Consider the following 19378-nt stretch of genomic DNA (forward strand, 5'->3'; position numbering starts at 1 on the left):
TCAGGGCAGATACCCCGCCCCGCAGAACCAGGCCAGGGCATCGGTCACGCCCTCCTCGAAGGGTCGGGCGCGGTAGCCCAGCTCCCGCTCCGCCTTGGCCGAGGTGAAGAACATCCGGTAGCGCGACATGCGCAGCGCATCCGCCGTCAGCAGCGGCTCCTTCCCCGTCAGCCGGGCCACCGCCTCCGCCCCCCAGGCCAGCGGGTAGAGCGGTGCGCGCGGCAGGCGGATGCGCGGCGCCTTCCGCCCGGTCTGCCGTGCCACCTCGGCCAGCAGCGCCTGCAACGGCACGTCCTGGCCGCCGAGGATGTAGCGCTCCCCGATCCGGCCCCGCTCGAAGGCGAGGAGATGGCCCTCCGCCACGTCGTCCACATGGGCGAAGTTCAGCCCCGTCTCCACGAACGCCGGGATCTTCCCCCGCGCGGCGTCGAGGATCATGCGCCCTGTCGGCGTCGGCCGGATGTCGCGCGGGCCGATGGGCGTGGAGGGATTCACGATCACCGCCGGCAGCCCGTCCCGGGCCACCATCTCCTCCACCACGCGCTCGGCCATGGTCTTGCTGCGCTTGTAGGTCCCGATCGCCTCCGCGGGCGCCATCGCCGCCGTCTCGTCCACCGGCGTGGTGGCGCCGGCCACCCGCAGAGTGGCGACGCTGCTGGTGTAGACGATGCGCTCGACCCCCGCGGCCAGCGCCGCCGCCATCAGGGCGCGCGTCCCCTCCACGTTGATGCGCAGGATCACGCCGGGATCGGGTGCCCAGAGCCGGTAATCGGCCGCGACGTGGAAGAGGTAACGCGCCCCTTGCAGCGCCGCCGCCAGCGAGGCCGGGTCGCTGAGGTCTCCCCGCACCGGCTCGACATCCAGGCCCGCCAGATTGCCCGGCGGGCTGGTCGGGCGGACCAACGCACGCACCCGAGCCCCACGGGCCACCAGCGCCCGCGCCACGGCCGAGCCGAGGAAACCCGACGCGCCGGTGACGAGGACCGGATCGCCGGGACGCAGGCTCATGTCCGCCAAGGGCAACGTGTCTCCATCGAGCGCCGGCGGGGTATAGCCGGGTGATGGCCAGACCGGGAGGCTCGTCGAAGGCAGTGCCTTCGACCCCAGACCCTCCGTCGGGGGGGCGGAAGCACTGCTTCCGCGCGTGCTCCCCGGACCCCGCGATCTGGTTCGACGCGGGTCCAGGGGGCGCGCTCGCCCCCTGGTGAATGGGGTCCGGGGAAGGCGACGCCTTCCCCGGGGCGGGCCTCAGGCCTGCTCCCCCACGGCCTGGGCGTCGCGGACCGTCCACAGCATGGACCGCGGCATCACCGCATCCCCGACGACCTGAACCGGGATCCCGCGCGCCTCGATCCCGGCGCGCAGGGCGAGGCGCGGCTCCCGAGGCGTGGAGAAGGTGACCAGCGCGACGTCGTCGATCCCGCTCTCCTCGCCCGTCAGGACGTTCCGCACGGCCACCGTGCCGTCGCCCGCGCCGGCGAGTTCCGAATGGGGCAGCAGCGTGAAGCGCTTCCCGGCCCGGGCGAAGCGCCGGAAGATGCCCTGGGCGGAGATCAGTGGAACTTCGGAGGCGATGGTCTCGCGCGGGGTGAGCAGGACCACGCGCGCGAAGCGGGCCAGCAGCAGCTCGGCCGCGGCATAGGTCGCGGCCGTGTGGTCCTGGTCGAACAGGACCGCCGTTCCGTCCTGGACCAGCCCGTTCAGGGAGAGCTCCGCCACGGCGCGGCGGAGGTCCGGCGCGTCGGGGCCGGCGCCCCGCGGCCGCACCATGGTCGCGCCGGTGGCCAGGATCACCAGGTCCGCCAGGACGGCATCGGCGGTCGCGGAGGGCCCATCCCGGCGCTCCACCCCGGCCGCGGCGGCACGGGCGTCCAGATGCTTGAGGTAGGGCGCGATATCGCCGCAGCCCGGCAACTGGGCATGCAGCCGCGCGGCACCACCGGTCCGACCCCCGGTGACGAGGGTGACCCGGTGCCCGCGCTCGGCCGCGACCGCCGAGGCGTGCAGCCCCGCGACGCCGGCCCCCACCACCACGACCCGACGCGGCGCGGCGACGCGGGGCGGCGCGGGCCGCACATCGGTGCCCGTCCCGCCGCGCGGGTTGATGCTGCACGCGACGGCGCCGCCGCGGTGGATCTCGCCCCAGCAGGCGTTGCAGTAGATGCAGGGCCGGATCGCCGCGGCCCTTCCGGCACGGACCTTGGCCGGCCATTCCGGATCCGCGAAGAGCGGACGACCGAGCATCACGAGGTCCGCATCGCCCGAGGAGAGGGTCGCCTCCGCCATGGCGGGCGAGGTGATCCGGCCGATCGCCGCCATGGGCACCGCCCCGGCCGCCTGCCGCAGCGGCGCCCAGGCCGCGCGGAACGGCATCGGCGGCTCGTGCATGTCGGGGGAGTGCATCCACAGGCTCGGCCCGTGGCTGCCCTGGCTGTAGCAGATCAGGTCCGGCGGGGTGTCGGCCACGATCAGGGCGGTCAGGCGCGCCGCTTCCGCCGGCGTGATGGAACCGGGAACCCCGTCATCCGCGGGCAGCTTCAGCCCGAGGATGAAGCCAGCGCCGCATCGTTCGCGGATGGCGCGGAGGATCGCCCGGGTGAAGGCGCTGCGGCCCATCACATCGCCGCCCCAGCGATCCGCGCGCTTGTTCGTGACAGGGGAGAGGAACTGGAGCGGCAGGAAGCCGTGGGCGGCGGAGAGCTCCACCCCGGCGAATCCGGCGCGCTGCAATCGGGCGGCGCTATCGGCGTATTCCTCGACCAGGCCCTCCACCTCGCCATCCGTCAGCGCCCGCGGCACCGTCCAGGAGGAGGCGTCGGCCACGGCGGAGGGCCCGACGGACACCGAAGGGCGGCCGCGGAGATGCGCGTTGCCGGAGTGCCAGAGCTGGCCGATCAGGGCGGCCCCGTGACGCCCCACCGCCTCCGCGAGGCGCACGAGGCCCGGAAGCTTGTCCTCGTCAAAGACGGAGACGCGGACCGGCAGGGCCGAGCTCCGGCAGGCGGCGAGCGCCTCCGTCACGACCATCGCCGCGCCGCCGGCCGCGCGGGCCTCCAGGTGGTCGATCAGGGCGTCGCTGACCGCCCCGTCGCGCGGGAGCCGCGTGGTCAGCGCGGCGAAGGCGATCCGGTTCGGCAGCGTCCGGCCGGCCAGGGTGATCGGCCGGAACAGGTGTTCGGTCATTCAGCCCGCGATCCCCAGGGCGTCGACCGCGCGGCGCCACTTGGCCAGTTCGTTCGTGTGGAAGGCCGCCGCCTCGGCCGGCGTGTTGCCGAGCACCGTGCCGCCCCGCTCCACCAGCCGGTCGCGCACGGCGGGGCGGGACAGGGAAGTGCGGACCTCCTCCGCGAGCCGCTCCTGGATCGGCGTCGGCGTCCCGGCGGGTGCGAAGAGGATGATCCAGGCGCTGGCATCGAAGCCCGGCACCGTCTCCGCGACCGCCGGCACGTCGGGCAGCATCGGGGCGCGCACAGGCGTCGTCACGGCGATCGCGCGCAGCTTGTTGTCGGCCAGGAGGGGTGGCAGGGAGACGATCCCCTCGATGCACATCTGCACGTCACCGCTCAGGATGGCCTGCACCGTGAGGTTGCCGCCGCGATAGGGGACGTGGACGGCGTCCAGCCCGGTGGCGGCCCGGATCATCTCCATGGCCAGATGGTTCGTCGAGCCGATCCCGGAGGAGGCATAGTTCAGCCGTCCCGGTCGCTCGCGCGTGTAGGCCGTCAGCTCCGGCAGCGTCCGCACCGGCAGGTCCGGCGAGACGACGAGGACCTGCGGGAAGGAGAGGATATGCGTGACCGCGACGAAATCGCGCGCCGCGTCATAGGGCAGGTTGCGCGTCATGGCGGGATTGATCGCCATGTTGCCCGGCGTGCCCACGAGGAAGGTGTCGCCGTCCGGCCGGCTGCGCGCCGCGGCTTCCGTGCCCACATTGCCCGCGCCGCCGACGCGGTTGTCCACCACGAATTGCTGGCCCAGCCGCTCCGACAGGTCGGACGCGACGATGCGGATCGCGACATCCACCGCCGACCCCGCCGTGAAGGGGAAGATGAAGCGCACCGGCCGCTCCGGCCAGCGGCGCTGCGCGAGGGCCGGCGTGGCCAGGAGCGCGGCGGCGCCGGTCAGGACCCCGCGACGCCGGACGTGGTTCTCGTTCATCATTTCCTCCGCTTCCTGGGTCTACCGGGCGGCTTCAGGCCGAATGGGCCGGAACGGCGTCCGGCAGCGCGACAACCGGCGCGTGGGCGCGACATCCCATGCCCCGGCCTGTCAGATCTGCAGGCCCGTGGCAGCGACGATGCGGCGCGCCGTCTCGCGTTCCCGCTGGACGAGGGCCGCGAAGTCCTCGGGACCGGACTCGACCGGCTCCGAGCCTGCCGCGAACAAGCGGCGGCGGATCTCCGGGTCCGAGAGGGCCTGCCGTGTTGCCTCGGAGATTCGTCCCACCACATCCGCGGACGTTCCCGTGGGAGCAAAGAAGCCGATCCACGACGTCATGTCGAAGCCCGGCACGACATCGGCGATGAGCGGCAGTCCTGGCGCGGTCTCCATGGGCCGTCCCGCGGTGCTCGCGATGACGCGCACGCCCCGTTCGACGGCGGGCAGCAGGCTTGAATAGGATAGGAGCCCGATGTCGATGCGCCCGCCCAGAAGCTCGCGTGCGACATCGGCGCCGCCGCGGAAGGCGATCATCTCCAATTTGACGCCCGTTGAGAGTTGCAGGTTCTCGCCCATGAAGTGGCCAAGGGTCGCCATGCCGGTTGTCCCATAGGTGATCTCGCCCGGGCGCCTTCGTGCCTCGGCGATCAGACCCGCAACATCCTGCGCCGGGAAGCCGGCGCGAACGCCAACAACGTATGGCATGGTGGTCGCCTGAGCCACCGGCATGAACGCCCTCTCGTAATCGAACGGCATGTCACGGCGGACGGCAGGAAGCGTCGCGAAGCTCGGTCCCTCGAACAGCAAGGTGTATCCATCCGCGGGAGAGCTTGCCACCAGCTGGGCCGCGATCGCGCCGGACGCTCCGGTCCGGTTCTCGATCACGACCGGCTGGCCCAGCCGTTCGGTCAGCGCCGGCTGCAGGATGCGCATCACTGTATCGGCAATGCCGCCTGCCGTGTACGGCACGATCACGCGGATGGGGCGCTGCGGCCAGTTCGGCTGGGAAAACGCCACGCGGGGGACCGCCGCAGCCATGAGCGTCGTCAGAACCGAGCGACGTTTCGCGACGACCATGTCGACCCATCCTCCCCTTGTTTCATCTGGTCCTATGACCGGCACCCAGCAGTCGTAGAACCCTGGAACGTTGATCTTGATTAAGCTTCAGCAGCCAACTCTGTCTCAGCAGTCCGCGATGACCGGCCCCGTTCCTTGTCTCTCCCGCTGCTTCCCTCGGGGAAGGCGGACAGCCTTGCTGCATCAGCCCTGTTGAGCCCTCGTCGGAGCGTGCCGGAACAGCCAGGGCCGCCGCGCGCGATAGGCCTTCTCGGCCGCGGTGATCTCCGCCTCGTGCCGCAGCGTGATCCCGATATCGTCCAGCCCGAGCAGCAGGCGCTTCCGTCGCCCTGGCTCGACCTCGAAGCGGGTCGCGATGCCATCGGGGCCGGTCAGGATCTGGCGCTCCAGATCGGCCGAGACGGTAGCACCGGGCGACGCGAGAAGTGCTTCTCGGAGCGAGACGACCCTCTCCTCGGGGAGCCGGATCAGCAGCAGGCCGTTCTTGACGGAGTTCTCGTGGAAGATGTCGCCGAAGCTGATCGCGACGACGCAGCGGATGCCGTGATCCACCAGCGCCCAGACGGCGTGCTCCCGGCTGGAACCGCCGCCGAAATTATGGTCCGCCACGATGATCTTCGCCGCGCGATAGGGCGCCTGGTTGAGCACGAACGCCGGGTCTTCCTCGCCCGGCGAGCGGAATCGCAGGTCGTTGAACAGCATCTCGCCGAACCCCTCGTCCCGCGGACGGCGGAGGAAGCGGGCGGGGATGATCTGGTCCGTGTCCACGTTCGGCAGCGCGAGCGGCGCGGCGATGGCGGTCAGCTGCGTGAAGGGCTCCATGTCACGCCATCTCCGGGACGAGGTCGCGGACATCGGTGATCCGCCCTCGCAGCGCCGCCGCCGCCGCCATGGCCGGGCTCATCAGGTGGGTGCGGCTGCCCTGGCCCTGGCGCCCCCGGAAGTTGCGGTTGGAGGTGGAGGCGCAGCGCTTGCCGGACCCCACGAGATCGCCATTCATGCCGACGCACATGGAGCAGCCGGATTCCCGCCACTCGAAGCCGGCCGTGCGGAAGATGCGGTCCAGACCTTCGGCCTCGGCCTGGCGCTTCACCTGGGTGGAGCCGGGCGAGACCATGGCCGGCACCACGGCCCGCCCGAGCCGCGCGACGGCGGCGGCGGCGCGCAGGTCCTCCAGCCGCGCGTTGGTGCAGGAGCCGATGAAGACCTGATCGATCGGCACATCGGTCAGCGCCATGCCCGGGGACAGGCCCATGTAGTCGAGCGTCTCGGTGATGGCGGCGCGCTGGCCCACCGAAGAGGCCTGCCGCGGATCGGGGATGCGGGCCGTCACCGGCACGGCGTCCTCCGGGCTGTTCCCCCAGGTCACCATGGGCGCGAGCGCGGTGACGTCGAGCTGGACCTCCGTGTCGAAGGACGCGCCCGGGTCGCTCGGCAGGCTCTTCCAGTGAGCCAGGGCCAGGTCCCAGTCCGCGCCGGACGGCGCGTAGGGCCGGCCCTCGAGGTAGGCGAAGGTCGTCTCATCGGGCGCTACCATGCCGGCCCGCGCGCCCGCCTCGATGGACATGTTGCAGACGGTCAGGCGCTCCTCGACGCTCATGGCGCGGATCGCGGCGCCGGCATACTCGACCACGTGGCCGACCGCCCCGTTCGCGCCGATCTTCGCGATGATGGCGAGGATCACGTCCTTGGCGGAGACGCCGCGCGGCCGCTCCCCCTCCACGAGGATGCGCATCGCCCTCGGCCGGGCGCGCCAGATCGTCTGGGTGGCGAGGGCATGCGCCACCTCCGAGCCGCCGACGCCGAAGGCGAGCGCGCCGAGCGCGCCATGGGTGGAGGTGTGGCTGTCGCCGCAGATGATCAGCAGGCCGGGCTGCGTGATCCCCTGCTCCGGTCCCACGACATGGACGATGCCCTGCCGCGGGTCGTCCAGGCCGAACAGGGTGAACCCGTGGCGCTGCGCGTTGCGGTGAAGCACGTCCACGACGCGGCGCTGCATCGGGTCCGCGATATCCTCCACGCGGCGGGAGATGGTCGAGACGCCGTGGTCCGGGGTGGCGAAGACCTGGTCGGGATGGCGCAGCGGCATCCCGCGTCCCTCCAGCACGCCGAAGCCGTGATAGGAGCCGTCATGCGCGAGATGGCGGCCCACCATCATGAGGCATTGCCCGTCCTCCTCCAGGACGAGGTGATCGTCCCAGATCTTGTCCAGCATCGTCCGCGGACCCGGCATCGCTTCCCCCTCCCCTCCTGGCGCCCGGCCGGTCCCGGCCTATTCGGCCGCGGCCCGACCGGCTTCCCCGCTCTTGAACCGGTCCCGCAGCGCGTCCCACTCGGCCCGGCCGAGGCGGTCGTGCAGCTCCGGGGTGGTGAACTCCCGCACGGGGAGGGGGTGGCGGTTCGTCGTCTTCAGCTCGTCCAGCATCCGCTCGCAGATCCCGACCACGCTGCGCAGCAGCAGCCCGGGCACGATCGCGACCTTGTAGCCGATCTCCTCGGCCCATCTCAGGTCGAGGTTCGGCGTCTTGCCGCCACGGTGCACGTTCAGGAGGCAGGGGCCGCGCACCCGCCGCGGGATGGCCTCCATCTCCTCGGCGGATTGCGGCGCCTCGACGAAGGCCATGTCCGCCCCGGCGTCGAGCGCCGCGTTGGCGCGGGCGATCGCCTCGTCCAGGCCGTGCGTGGCCCGGGCATCCGTGCGCGCGATGATCGTGAAGTCGGGCGAGAGCCGCGCGGCGGCGGCGGCGCGGATCTTCGCGACGAACTCCTCGGCCGGAACCACCTGCTTCCCGTCGAGGTGACCGCAGCGCTTGGGGAATTCCTGGTCCTCGATATGGATCGCGGCGACGCCCCGCCGCTCGAACTCCCGCACCGCGCGGTAGGCGTGGAGCTCCGTGCCGAAGCCCGTGTCGGCATCGGCGATGACGGGCACGCCGACCACCGCCGCGATCCGGCCCGCGTTCTCCACCATCTCGGTCATGGTGACGAGGCCGAGGTCCGGGTAGCCGGCCGCCGCGGCCGTGCCCGCGCCGGTCATGTACACGGCGGGAAAGCCCGCCTGGTCGATGAGCCGCGCGGTGATCCCGTCATAGGCGCCGGGCGCGATGACCATCCCCTGTCCCCGCAGCATCTCGCGGAGCCGCTTCGCCTGGCTCATGTCCCGTCTCCTCCGCCGGGGCCTTCTCGGCCCCTCGCGGCGCGGCCGGTCAGGGTCCGAAGACGCGGACCGGCAGCGCCAGAATGGTGCCCAGGGCGCGCAGCAGATGGGCGCGCATCAGCGCCTCCGCCGCGTCGCCGTCGCCCGACAGGATGGCCTCCGCGATCCGGTCGTGCTCGCATGTCGATTCCCGCCAGTGCTGCTGGTCCAGCGCCCCGCGCAGGTCGAGCATCGCGGCGGGCAGCCAGAGCTGGCGGACCATCGTGGCCAGCAGCGGGTTGCCCGCGATCTCCGCGATGGCGCCGTGCAGGCGGTAATTGTCGCGCCGCAGCCCCGCGATGGTGCCGGCGTCCTCCTCCCCGGGGCGCAGCGCCTCCAGGAAGCGGTCGCGCTGGGCGGGATCGGCGACGCGTCCGGCCGCCAGCCGGGCCGCGAGTCCCTCCAGCTGCGCGCGGATCTGGAAGCGGTCGGCGACCTCGGTGCGGGTCAGGCGCCGCACCACGGCGCCGCGGTGGGGCACCAGCTCGATCAGACCCTCGGCCGAGAGGCGCCCGAAGGCCTCGCGCACCGGGCCGCGGCTGACGCCGAACTCGCGGGCCATGTCGCCTTCGATCAAGCGCTGGCCGAGGGAGAGGCGGCCCGAGCCGATGGCGCGGCGCATCTCGGCGGCGATGTGATCCACCACCCCGCCCCGCCGGGCCGCCATGCCCTTCCGCCCTTCGTCCGCTGTCGCCATGCGATCGCTTCCTCGATCGCCGGACGCTGCCACGACTTCTGTTGAAGGGCAAGATTGTAGGACATAACTGTCGAACAAAATGGGATTCCTGGAAGATGTGGCGTGGCCGTCCAGGGCCGCTACTGCCGCTCCAGCCCCGCGCGATCGATCACCGCGTTGTAGGCCGCGATGTCGTCCCGCAGCCGCGCCGCGAGCTCCTCGGGACCGAGCGCCCCCACCTCCACCCCGAGTTGCCGGATGCGAGCGAGGGTCGCGGGCAGGCGCAGCGTCGCCAGCACCTCGCGGTGCAGGGTGGCGACGATCGGCGCCGGGGTTCCGGCCGGCGCGAAGAGGGCGTTCCAGCCGAGCAGCTCGCAGTTCGGGATGCCGATCTCGGCCAGGGTCGGCACCTCGGGCAGCAAGGAGGAGCGGCGCTGGCCGGAGCAGGCGACTGGTCGGATCTGCCCCGCCTCGAACGGACCGCTGAGGGCGGCATAGCCGTCGATCGTCATGTCCACGTCGCCGCGCTGCAGCGCCGTGAACAGCTCCGGCGTGCTGCGATAGGAGACGAGGGTGACGGGCACGCCGGATTGCAGGCGGAAGCTCTCCGCCAGAAGGTACTGCGTGGTGCCGCTGGGATGGGTCCCGAGCAGGAGCGGGCGGTCCCGCGGGGCGCGCATGTCCGCCAGCGTGCGGATGGGCGAATCCGGCTTCGTCATCAGGATCAGGTCGAAGTGGATGACCGAGATGATCGGGGTGAAGTCCGCGACGGGGTCGTAGGGCAGGTTGCGGAACAGCGCCCGGCTGATCGCCGCCGTGGAGGAGAGAAAGATCAGCGTGTGCCCGTCCGGCGCGCTGCGGGCCGCGGCCTGGGCAGCGACGATCCCGCCCGCGCTCGGCCGGTTCTCCACCACGAAGGGCTTCCCCAGCCGCTCCGCCAGGGATTGCGCGACGAGGCGGGCTGAGATGTCCGCCAGCCCGCCGGCGCTGAGGCCCAGCAGGATGCGGACGGGACGGCTGGGATAGGGCTCGTCCGCCGCGGTCGTCAGCAGCGCCGCGGCGCCGAGCAGCCCGCGCCGGGACCATGTGAGCTTCGCCAGACCCGTCATGCCGTTCCGTCCCCTGGCCGCCCGGGGCGGCCTTTGCGGCGCAGCCTGCCACAGGCCGCGCATCCGGGATGCCCGCAAAGCGGACCCGATTTGATGCGTACCGATCATCGGTCCGGCCGAGGAAGATGCACCGCCTGCATCAAACTGGCCGAGTCCCGGACGCAGGCAGGGAGGCGGCGCCCGCCTATCCTCCCCTCCGGAGGACCGTCACCGTGACCCCAGCGCCCAGCCCCTTTCCCGCCTTCGAGACGCTGCTGACGCGGCTGGAGGGGGAGCACATCCTCGTCGTCACCATGAACCGCCCGGAGGTGGGCAATGCGCGCAACACGCGCATGGCCCGGGAACTGCTGGAGGTCTGGACGCGGCTGGCCGAGGCGCCCGGCGACCTGCGCTGCGCCGTCTTCACCGGCGCCGGGGAGAAGCTGTTCAGCGGCGGCGGCGACCTGAAGGAACGCCAGGGGATGACGGACGAGGCTTGGCAGGCCCAGCACCACATCTTCGAGCAGGGCCGCGACAGGCTGCTGGCGAGCAAGATCCCCGTCATCGCCGCGGTGAACGGCCACGCCTATGGCGGCGGCTGCGAGGCGGCGCTGCTCTGCGACTTCATCTACGCCGTGCGCGGCGCCCGCTTCGCCCTGCCGGAGGTCACGCGCGGCATCCTGCCGGGTTCCGGCGGCACACAGATGCTGCCGCGCGCCGTAGGGGAGCGCCGGGCGAAGGAGATCATCCTCACCGGCCGGCCCTTCACCGCGGAGGAAGGCCATGAATGGGGCTTGGTGAACCGGCTCTGCGACCGCGAATCCCTCATGCGGGACGTGCTGGAAACGGCGGCCGCCATCGCCGGCAACGCCCCTCTCGCGGTGCGGGAGGCGAAGCGCTCCATCGCCAACGGCATGGAGGTGGAGCTGCACCAGGGCCTGGAATTCGAGATCGAGTGCTACAACCGCCTCGTCGCCAGCGAGGACCGGCGGGAGGGCGTGCTGGCCTTCAACGAGAAGCGCGCCCCGCAGTGGAAGGGCCGATGAGCGGCGCCGTCTACACGGTCGAGAGCGGCCTCGCGCCCGGCTGGGAGGAGGAGTTTCTGCGCTGGCAGGCGGAGGAGCACATCCCCCTGCTGCTCGGCCTGCCGGGATACCGCGCCGTCACCCGCTTCCGGTCGGACATGATCCCCCGCCGCTTCCTGAACCTTTGGGAGGTGGACAGCACGGAGCGCTTCCGTGCCGCCAGCCACGACGCCGCCGTCAACACGCCCTGGAAGGCCCGCATCGTCCCGGCGCGGGAGGTGCTGGAGGTGCGCTTCTACGCGGTCGTCCAGGACCTGTCCGGCCCGGCCCATGGCCGCGCGCCGGCCGTGCTGCTGCGCCACCGCTGGACCACAAGAGAAACCACCGCTGACCGCGCCGCCAGGATCGCCTCGCATCCCGGCACATCCCGCGTCCTGTTGCTGGCGGAGGAGGCCGCGGGCGGGAGCACGCTGCTCCACTTGGCCACCGAGGCCCCGCCGCACCCGCAGGAAGACGGTGCGGTCACCGACTGCTTCACCGCCCTGCCCATGGAGGAACGCTGAACATGGTCCTGCAGAGCCAGCCGCCCGACCCGAACCCGAAGACGCCGAAGCTCGTCTGCCCGCCGGGCGCGGTGGACGCGCATTGCCACTTCTTCGGCCCGGTCAGCCGCTACCCTTTCGATGCCGGCACGCCCTATCACGCGGAGGACGCGCTGGCCGAGACCTACATGGCTCTGCAGGAGACGCTTCGCCTGCGCTACGCGGTGATGGTCAATGCCGGCGGCTATGGCCGCAACCCGGAACTCCTGCTGGACACCCTGCGAGACTATCCCGACCGCTTCCGCGGCGTGATCGTGCCGCGCGATGACCTCTCCTCCCCGGAGATCGCGAAGATGGATGCGCTGGGCGTGCGCGGCGTGCGCTTCGTCAGCCGCAAGCGCGGGTCGCATTTCCCGCAAATCCTGCCGGACCTGGCTGCGCGGATCGCGGAATTCGGCTGGCACGTGCAGTTCTATCCGAGCGGCGCCGACATCCTCGAGCACGTGGATCAGCTCATGGCGCTGCGGAACACGATCGTGCTGGACCATTTCGGGGCCGTGCCGGCGGCGGGCGGCACCGATCAGCCGGCCTTTCGCACCATCCTGAAGATGCTGGAGACCGGGCGGGTCTGGGTGAAGATGTCCGGCCCCATGCGCTGCATGGCGGAGGATTATCCCTATGCCGCCATGACACCCTTCGCCCGGGAACTGGTGCGCCACGCGCCGGAGCGGCTGGTCTGGGCCTCCGACTGGCCGCACGCGAACATGGCGCCGGAACGCGGCATGCCGAATGACGGCGACCTGCTCGACCTCATGCTCGAATGGGTGCCGGACGAGGCCGCGCGCAACCGCATCCTCTCGCGCAACGCCTGGGAGCTCTACGGCTTCCCGACGGTGACGGCATGATGCAGGACGGCGTGACCTGGGCGAGCGACCTGCGCTCGGTCTGCGACGCCCATGGCGACGGGGTGGCGGTCTCGGACGGCCGGAGCGGCATGACCTACCGCGAGCTCGGCGGGCGGGCCGCGGCCCTGGCACAGGCGCTGCGAGCGGCCGGGGTGGCTCCGGGCGAACCGGTCGGTACCTCCCTCCGCAACGGCCACGCGGCGGTCTGGGGCGCCTTCGGCGTGCGGCTGTCGGGCGCGGCGGAGACGCCGCTGAACCCGGCTCTCGGCGCGGACGAACTGCGCCACAACCTGGCGATCACCGGCCTCCGCCGCGTCGTGACCACCCGCGCGGCGGCGGACGGCTTCGCGGCGCTCGGCTGCACGCCCGTGCTGGTGGAGGATTTCGCGGATGCGCGCGGCGACCTGTCCGCCCTGCCGCCGGTGCCCCGGGACGCGCATGGCCGGATCGGCTTCACCTCCGGCACCACCGGGCGGCCGAAGGCGATCGTGCAGACCCATGGCGCGCGCTGGATCGGCAACCTGCTCCAGCGCGCGACGGCGCCGAGCGCCGTGGGGCCGGGCAGCAACATCCTGCTCGTCACCCCCTACATGCACGGCGCCTCCGTCCTCACCATGGCCTTCCTGGAGCGGGGCGGCAGCGTGACACTGCTGGACGGCGCGGACACGGCGGCCATGGGCGCGCTGATGGAGGCCGGCACGGTGGACCACCTCTTCGCCCCGCCCACCGTGCTGGCCAAGCTGGTCACCGCCTTCCCGGGCCGGAGCTTCCCCGGCATGCGCGCCGTGTTCTGCGGCACCGCGCCGCTGGCCCCGGCCCTCTACGCCAAGGCGCGCGCGATGTTCGGGCCGGTCATCCGCGTGACCTACGGCAAGACGGAGCTGACCAACCCGATCTGCGTCCTCTCCGCCTCCCAGACCGACGCCTATTACGCGGAGGGCGAGCATCATGACGGCGTCTGCGTCGGCTGGCCCGGGCCGGGCGTGGAGGTGATGCTGCGCGGCGAGGACGGCGCGCCGGTCGCCCCCGGCGAGGATGGCGAGGTGCTGCTGCGCGGCCAGCACATCTGCGCCGGCCATTTCGACACGGCGGGCTTCCACCCCCTGCCGCGCGGCGCCTTCCACGAGACCGGCGACCTCGGCCGCTTCGACGCCCAGGGCCGCCTGCACCTGGTCGGCCGCATGGCCGACGTGATGAAGTCCGGCGGCTATAAGGTGCATCCGGACGAGGTGGAGCGCGTCCTGGCCGCGGGCGGCGAGCCCTTTGCTGTGACGGTCGCCTCCCTGCCCTCGGAGTATTGGGGCGAGATCGTCGTTGCCGTGGCGGAAGGCGCGGATGAGGGCTGGCCCGATCGCGCCCGCGCCGCCGTCTCCGGTCTGGCGCGTGCCAAGCAGCCGCGCCTGCATGTCAGCCTGGCCGAGCTTCCGCGCAACGTGCAGGGCAAGATCGTGCGCCGACGCATCCGGGAAGTGCTGCTGGCCGATCACGTCCTGCGTGACGGGCCGCACCCGCGGCTGGAACGGCGGGTCTGACCCGTGACACGGGTAGCTTCCGGGGGAGAGAAGGAATTCTCTCCCCGGCCCCCTCTCTTCTCTTTTTGTCAGGCTGCCGCGGAAGGCGGAGCGGGTTCGCTCAGCGGGAACACCCCCGGCCGCAGCCGCCGGAACGGCACGAGGGACAGGTCCGACGCGCAGGGCCCGCGCGTCGCGACGGTGAAGGACGCGGCCGCGATCGGGTCATAGGCCCGGCGATGCGCCACCGCCGCCTTCACCGCGATGATCCCGAGCGCCGTCGGTTCCACCCCCTGGCTGCGCCACTGCCCCAGGTCGAAGGGCGGCGTCTTGCGGGACGTCAGCAGGATCGTGATCCCGGCGTGCCGCACCACCGCGCAATCGCCCATGCGAATGTCCACGCCACCCGACGCGACGAGGTGGGAGTTCCGATCCTCCAGCGTGAAGCGGCCGTCGGAGCGGGAGAGGAGCGTGACGGGCAGCGTGACCGGGCCCCTGTCACCGCTCCAGCCCCGGCCGCCGAGCGGCAGGGCGGCCGTCCCGCCGATCTCGATCCCCTGCAGCGCCGCGACCGCCGCGGCATCGTTCAGCACCACGCCCGCGGAGGGCGCGCCGTGCCGCAGCAGCGCCCGCAGGATCGGCGTGCAGTCGCCCGGCGCGCCGCCCCCGATGTTGTCGGCCGGCTCGACGAGCAGCACCGGGCCGCGCGGGGCGCGGAGTGCCGCCTGCACGGCCTCGTCCAGCCCGTGCTCCCGCGGCAGGCCCGCGGCACGCATCTCCCACGCCCTCGCCGCGAGCGTGTCCAGCGCCGCTTCGGCCTCCGGGTCTTCGCGGCCCAGCACCATGGAGACCGCGACACCCGCATCCCGCGCATCCGCGAAGGCGAAGCCGCCGGTCACGGTCACGGCCCGGACGCTATAGGGGAAGCGCGCCTCGATCTCCCGCGCGCCGGCTTCCAGGCTGCGCATCGGATCATCGGCCGTGCCCGTGCCGGTCGGCGGCCACATGACCTGGGTCGGGCGCCAGGACTGGCGTGACGGCCCTTCCCGGAAGCAGCGGGCGAGAAGCCGCGCGGCGCGCACACCCGTCTCCCGCGCGTCGATATGCGGGTTCTCGCGGTAGCCGACCAGACCGTCGGCCAGCCGCGCCATGCGGTCGGTGAAGGTGGCGTGCAGGTCGAAGGCGGCGTAGAGCGGCAGCGCCCCCGCGCCCGGCACCGCCCGGATCGCCCCGAGGAGCGCGCCCTCCGCATCCTCCTCCTCCGTCGTCGTCATCGCGCCGTGCAGGGCGAGGACGATGCCGTCCAGCGGCCCCGCCGCGCGCAGGTCCGCCGTCAGATCCGCCAGGAAGGCGACGAGCACGGCATGGTCCACGGGACCCGACGGCATGGCGGACCAGTCGGGGCCGGCGACCACCTCCCACCCCTCCTCCCGTGCCACGGCCAGGATGCCATCCATCACCGATCCGTCGCCCAGCCGCGCCGTCACCTCCGCCCCGCGCAGGCGACGGAAGTCGGACATGCGCGTGACATCCTCCACGAAGCCGTGCGTCTCGTGGAACAGGCCGGCGACGAAGACGCGCCTCATCGCGCGGCGGCCATGGCCGTCAGGACGCGGCGCGCGGCGGCGAGCGCCGCCTCCACATCCTCCTCGGTGTGCGCGGCGGAGACGTACCACAGGCCGCGCTCGATGATCCGCACGCTCTCCAGCAGCAGGCGGGCCGCGAAGTCGCCGCCCAGCGCCTTGTCCGTCGCGCCGACATGCCGGGCGTTCAGCAGCCGCGGCACGTCGGAGAAGCCGGCCCAGAACATCGGTCCCGGCCCCTGCGTGCGGAAGTTCAGGCCGCTGGCCGCGCCGGCCTCCGCGAGCCCATCGCGCAGCCGCGTGCCCAGCGCCACGATCCGGCGATGCGCCGCGCGGTCGTCGCGCTCCAGCACGTCCAACGTGGCCTGCGCGGCGGCGACGCAGGCATTGTTCCCGTTCATGGTTCCGGCGTGGTAGGCGCCGCCTTCTTCCAGCGGGGCCATGAAGCGGTGGCGCCCCGCGATGGCCGCGATGGGGAAGCCCGACCCCAGCGCCTTGCCGAACAGGGCAAGGTCCGGCGTCACGCCGTAATGCGACTGCGCGCCGCCGAGGTCGATGCGGAAGCCCGTGATGATCTCGTCGAAGATCAGCGCCACGCCATGCTTGTTACAGAGATCCCGCAGGCCCTGGAGGAATCCGGGCAGCGGCTCGTTGCAGCCCTGGTTGCACATCACCGGCTCGGTAATGAGCGCGCCGATCTCGTGCCCCTGCTTCTCCAGCACGCGCGCCACGCGGTCCAGGTCGTTCCAGGGCAGGACGACCACGTCGGCGGCGGTGGATTCCGCGACCCCGCCGCACCAGGGCACCGGGTCCAGCGCGTCGCCCGTGTCGTTCGCGCCCGGCGGGGGCGGGGTGACGTTCCAGGACACCTGGTCCAGCCAGCCGTGATAATGGCCCTCGAACTTGATCCACTTCGGCTTGCCGGTGACGTGGCGCGCCAGCCGCAGGCAGGCATGCGCGGCCTCGGAGCCGGAGGAGGCGAAGCGGATGCGCTCCGCGCAGGGGATCAGGCGCTGCAGCGTCTCCGCCAGCGCCAGCTCCGCCTCGTGCTGCCCGGCGAAAAGCTGGGCACGGGAGACCGCCTCCGTCACCCGCGCGATCACCTCGGGGTTCGAGTGCCCGACGATCATCGGTCCTTGAGAGAGGGTGAAGTCCAGCAGCGCGTTCCCGTCCACGTCCCAGACCCGCGCGCCCTGCGCCCGGTCGTAGAACATCGGGTGGAAGGCCGTGTAGGCCCGGAACTGCGAGGAGATGCCGCCCGCCAGGACGCGGCGCGACCGCTCCATCAGCGCGCGGGAGGTGGCGAAGCGGTCGGGGGCGGCGTGGTCCATGATGCGGTATCCTAGGCGGCGAGGTGGCTCTCGATGGGGCGCAGCGCGTCGCGCAGCATCCGCCCCAGCCGGGCCGTGGTGCGGGGGTCCATGCGTGCGGCGGGACCCGCGACGGAGATGGCGGCGACCGCGCCGCCCGGCCCCATGACGGGCGCGGCGACGCAGCAGGCGCCGGGCTCGTTCTCCTCCCGCTCCTCGGTCCAGCCGCGACGGCGGCATTCGGCCAGGATGGCTTCCAGCCGTGCGGGATCGGTGACGGTGCCCGGGGTTTCGGCCCGCAGCGGGCCAAGGGCGTAGAGGGCCTGCCGCTCCGCCTCCGGCCGGTGCGCCAGCAGGGCGCGCCCGCAGGCGGTGGAGTGGTAGGCGGCGGCGGTGCCGGCGTAGGAGGAGACGCGCACGCCGTGGCGCGTGCCCTCGAGGCTCTCGACGATCATCGCGTCCGTCGGTCGCGGCACGGCGAGGTTCACTGTCTCGCCGGTCTCCGCCGAGAGCCGCAAAAGCAGGGGGCGCAGCATCGGCACGAGGTCCAGCCGTCGCTCCACCGCGCGTCCGAGGGCCAGGAACCGCAGGCCGAGGCGATAGGCGCCGCGCGCCGGGTCGTGCTCCACCAGCCCGCAATCCTGCAGCGCGCCGATCAGGTTGTGCGCCGTGCCCTTCGGCAGCCGCGTCAGCGCCGCCAGGGCACCCAGCGCGTGCCAGCCGCCATCGGCCATGCCGTCCAGCAGCGCCGCGGCGCGGCCGACGGACTGGATGCGCGCCTCCATCATACGTCGTCCAGCGGCCAGAGCGGCCGCGTCACGCGCGTCCAGGGCACGCGGGCGGTGTTGCCGGCGCAGGGGCCGGGCGTGTCCGCCGCGACCACCCGCGCGGCCAGCGGTCCATAGGCCACGCGGAAATGGGCGGGCGACTTCACGAAGACGGCCGCCGCCTCCGACGGCTCCAGGCCGAGGGAGCGATAGACATTCGTGTCCCACTCATTCCCCGGCGCCGAGCGCAGCGCGATCCGTAGCGCGCCGATCCGCAGCACGGCGGAGGGGCCGTGGTCAATGACGCTGCCGGTGGCGCCGCCGTCGCGCAGGGCGAAGCGGCCATCGTGCAAGGTGACGACTTCTGCCTCCGCCACCACGGGTTCGCCCGGCGTATGGGCATGTCCCAGACGAAAGCCGCGGCATGCGCCGATCCCGGCCGCATGGGCCTCGGCTGCGGCCTGCGGGTCGCTCATCGTCAGCAAGATCGGCCTGTCGTGGCGATCGGCTCCGGCCGCCAGCAGAGCCCGCAGGACGGAGGGGTTGTCGGCGGGCGATCCGCCGGTGGGTGCGTCGCCGCCATCGCCGATCACCGTCGTGCCGGGGCCGGCCAGCCCGATCCGGATGGCCTCCTCCAGCGGGATCAGCCCGTGGCCGAAGCGGTTCCGCATGGCCCAGGCGGCCTCCGCGATCCGGTCCGCGACCGCCTGCGCCCGGCCTGCATCCCCATCCGCCGTGACGAGCACGGCAAAGCCGAGATCCGGCACGTCCAGCCAGGGCTGCACGGGAAACAGTCCGACATGCAGCGCCTCTCCCGCCGCCTCTGCCGCGCGGGCGAGGGCGACGAGGTCCGAGAGCGGCGGGTCCGGCGTGCGCGCCCCGACCGGGGACACCACCATCGGCCGCTTTGCCAGCGCCATCACGGGCCGCCGTCGCCCGGCCAGCCGGTCCAGCATCAGCCGCGCCACGCGCTCGCCTGTCTCCTGCATGTCGATGTGGGGGTATTCGCGGTAGGCGACGAAGAAGACGTCCGGCTGCAGCATCGCGGGCGTGACGTGGCCGTGCAGGTCCAGCGAGACGCCGACCGGCGTGCCGGGCGGGAGCTCCGCGCGGACACGGGCGATGATCTCGCTCTCCGCGTCGTCGGAATCCTCCAGCATCATCGCGCCGTGCAGCGCCAGCAGCACGCCATCCACCGGCCCCGCCGCGCGCAGGCGGTCGAGCAGCCCGCCCAGCAGCGCCTCGAAGGCCGCGCGGGAGACGGGGCCGCCCGCCGCGGGGCACCAGGCGGCCAGCGTCGGCACCGCCTCGTGCCCAGCCGCGCGCAGCACTTCCAGGAAGCCCGGCACCTCCCGCCGCGCCTCGCCCCAGCCGTGCAGCACCGCGTCGCCGCGCAGGATGCCGCTGGCCGCGAAATCCGCCTCCGTCGTCGGCACCGGGTTGAAGTGGTTCGTCTCCTGGGAGAGCTGCCCGATCGCGATCCGCCAGTGTTCCGCCATCTGGAAAGTCGGCCCCGTCCGTCCCGGGCGCCATCAGGCAC

At 72.6% G+C, this 19378-nt stretch carries 17 protein-coding genes; 4 read left to right on the forward strand and 13 right to left on the reverse strand.

The features are described 5' to 3' along the window. From hpnA to ACP6CK_RS17660, 9 genes are all read right to left on the reverse strand, one after another. Positions 1 to 1008: a hopanoid-associated sugar epimerase gene (hpnA, locus tag ACP6CK_RS17620; protein WP_426959937.1), complete on the reverse strand. Its 1008-nt coding sequence runs from the start codon at positions 1006 to 1008 to the stop codon at positions 1 to 3. Positions 1009 to 1248: 240 nt separating this feature from the next. Next, the gene (locus tag ACP6CK_RS17625; RefSeq protein WP_426954606.1) at positions 1249 to 3183 is read right to left on the reverse strand and encodes a hypothetical protein; all 1935 of its coding nucleotides are present in this window, start codon (positions 3181 to 3183) and stop codon (positions 1249 to 1251) included. Next, positions 3184 to 4161, reverse strand: coding sequence for a Bug family tripartite tricarboxylate transporter substrate binding protein (locus tag ACP6CK_RS17630; protein WP_426954607.1), 978 nt, complete (start codon positions 4159 to 4161; stop codon positions 3184 to 3186). 108 nt (positions 4162 to 4269) lie between these two features. Next, entirely contained in the window at positions 4270 to 5235 is a 966-nt protein-coding gene (locus ACP6CK_RS17635; RefSeq protein WP_426954608.1) for a Bug family tripartite tricarboxylate transporter substrate binding protein, read from the reverse strand. 183 nt (positions 5236 to 5418) lie between these two features. Next, entirely contained in the window at positions 5419 to 6057 is a 639-nt protein-coding gene (leuD, locus tag ACP6CK_RS17640; RefSeq protein ID WP_426954609.1) for a 3-isopropylmalate dehydratase small subunit, read from the reverse strand. A gap of 1 nt (position 6058) precedes the next feature. Then, complete coding sequence (leuC, locus tag ACP6CK_RS17645; protein ID WP_426954610.1) at positions 6059 to 7468, reverse strand: 3-isopropylmalate dehydratase large subunit; 1410 nt, start codon at positions 7466 to 7468, stop codon at positions 6059 to 6061. A gap of 39 nt (positions 7469 to 7507) precedes the next feature. Continuing rightward, positions 7508 to 8392, reverse strand: a complete 885-nt coding sequence (locus tag ACP6CK_RS17650; protein WP_426954611.1) for an isocitrate lyase/PEP mutase family protein — start codon at positions 8390 to 8392, stop codon at positions 7508 to 7510. 49 nt (positions 8393 to 8441) lie between these two features. Continuing rightward, positions 8442 to 9128 carry a GntR family transcriptional regulator gene (locus tag ACP6CK_RS17655; RefSeq protein ID WP_426954612.1) on the reverse strand — a complete coding sequence of 229 codons (687 nt, stop codon included), beginning with the start codon at positions 9126 to 9128 and terminating at the stop codon, positions 8442 to 8444. Positions 9129 to 9247: 119 nt separating this feature from the next. Continuing rightward, positions 9248 to 10216, reverse strand: coding sequence for a Bug family tripartite tricarboxylate transporter substrate binding protein (locus ACP6CK_RS17660; protein ID WP_426954613.1), 969 nt, complete (start codon positions 10214 to 10216; stop codon positions 9248 to 9250). A 212-nt stretch (positions 10217 to 10428) separates the two neighbouring features. Between ACP6CK_RS17660 and ACP6CK_RS17665 the strand changes: the two genes are divergently transcribed. Genes ACP6CK_RS17665 through ACP6CK_RS17680 form a run of 4 tightly spaced genes read left to right on the forward strand, consistent with a single transcriptional unit; the run spans position 10429 to position 14199 of the window. After that, a complete protein-coding gene (locus tag ACP6CK_RS17665) occupies positions 10429 to 11241 on the forward strand; it encodes an enoyl-CoA hydratase/isomerase family protein (protein ID WP_426954614.1) in 813 nt (270 codons plus the stop codon). Further along, positions 11238 to 11783, forward strand: coding sequence for a hypothetical protein (locus ACP6CK_RS17670; protein ID WP_426954615.1), 546 nt, complete (start codon positions 11238 to 11240; stop codon positions 11781 to 11783). The genes ACP6CK_RS17665 and ACP6CK_RS17670 overlap by 4 nt, the downstream gene beginning before the upstream one ends. Positions 11784 to 11785: 2 nt before the next feature. Beyond that, the gene (locus ACP6CK_RS17675; protein ID WP_426954616.1) at positions 11786 to 12667 is read left to right on the forward strand and encodes an amidohydrolase family protein; all 882 of its coding nucleotides are present in this window, start codon (positions 11786 to 11788) and stop codon (positions 12665 to 12667) included. Then, positions 12664 to 14199 carry a class I adenylate-forming enzyme family protein gene (locus tag ACP6CK_RS17680; RefSeq protein ID WP_426954617.1) on the forward strand — a complete coding sequence of 512 codons (1536 nt, stop codon included), beginning with the start codon at positions 12664 to 12666 and terminating at the stop codon, positions 14197 to 14199. The genes ACP6CK_RS17675 and ACP6CK_RS17680 overlap by 4 nt, the downstream gene beginning before the upstream one ends. 68 nt (positions 14200 to 14267) lie before the next feature. Here ACP6CK_RS17680 and ACP6CK_RS17685 read toward each other — a convergent pair whose 3' ends face one another. From ACP6CK_RS17685 to ACP6CK_RS17700, 4 genes are read right to left on the reverse strand one after another with little or no spacing between them, the layout of a single operon-like run. Next, positions 14268 to 15764: a M81 family metallopeptidase gene (locus ACP6CK_RS17685; RefSeq protein WP_426954618.1), complete on the reverse strand. Its 1497-nt coding sequence runs from the start codon at positions 15762 to 15764 to the stop codon at positions 14268 to 14270. Next, positions 15761 to 17092, reverse strand: a complete 1332-nt coding sequence (locus ACP6CK_RS17690) for an aspartate aminotransferase family protein (RefSeq protein WP_426954619.1) — start codon at positions 17090 to 17092, stop codon at positions 15761 to 15763. Before ACP6CK_RS17690 ends, ACP6CK_RS17685 begins: the two co-directional genes overlap by 4 nt. 11 nt (positions 17093 to 17103) lie before the next feature. Then, positions 17104 to 17859: an IclR family transcriptional regulator gene (locus ACP6CK_RS17695; RefSeq protein WP_426954620.1), complete on the reverse strand. Its 756-nt coding sequence runs from the start codon at positions 17857 to 17859 to the stop codon at positions 17104 to 17106. After that, positions 17856 to 19337 carry a M81 family metallopeptidase gene (locus ACP6CK_RS17700; RefSeq protein WP_426954621.1) on the reverse strand — a complete coding sequence of 494 codons (1482 nt, stop codon included), beginning with the start codon at positions 19335 to 19337 and terminating at the stop codon, positions 17856 to 17858. Before ACP6CK_RS17700 ends, ACP6CK_RS17695 begins: the two co-directional genes overlap by 4 nt. Positions 19338 to 19378 lie beyond the last annotated feature (41 nt).

Origin of the sequence: Muricoccus radiodurans (assembly GCF_050154705.1) — a bacterium.
GTDB classification, from domain to species: Bacteria; Pseudomonadota; Alphaproteobacteria; order Acetobacterales; family Acetobacteraceae; genus Roseomonas; species Roseomonas radiodurans.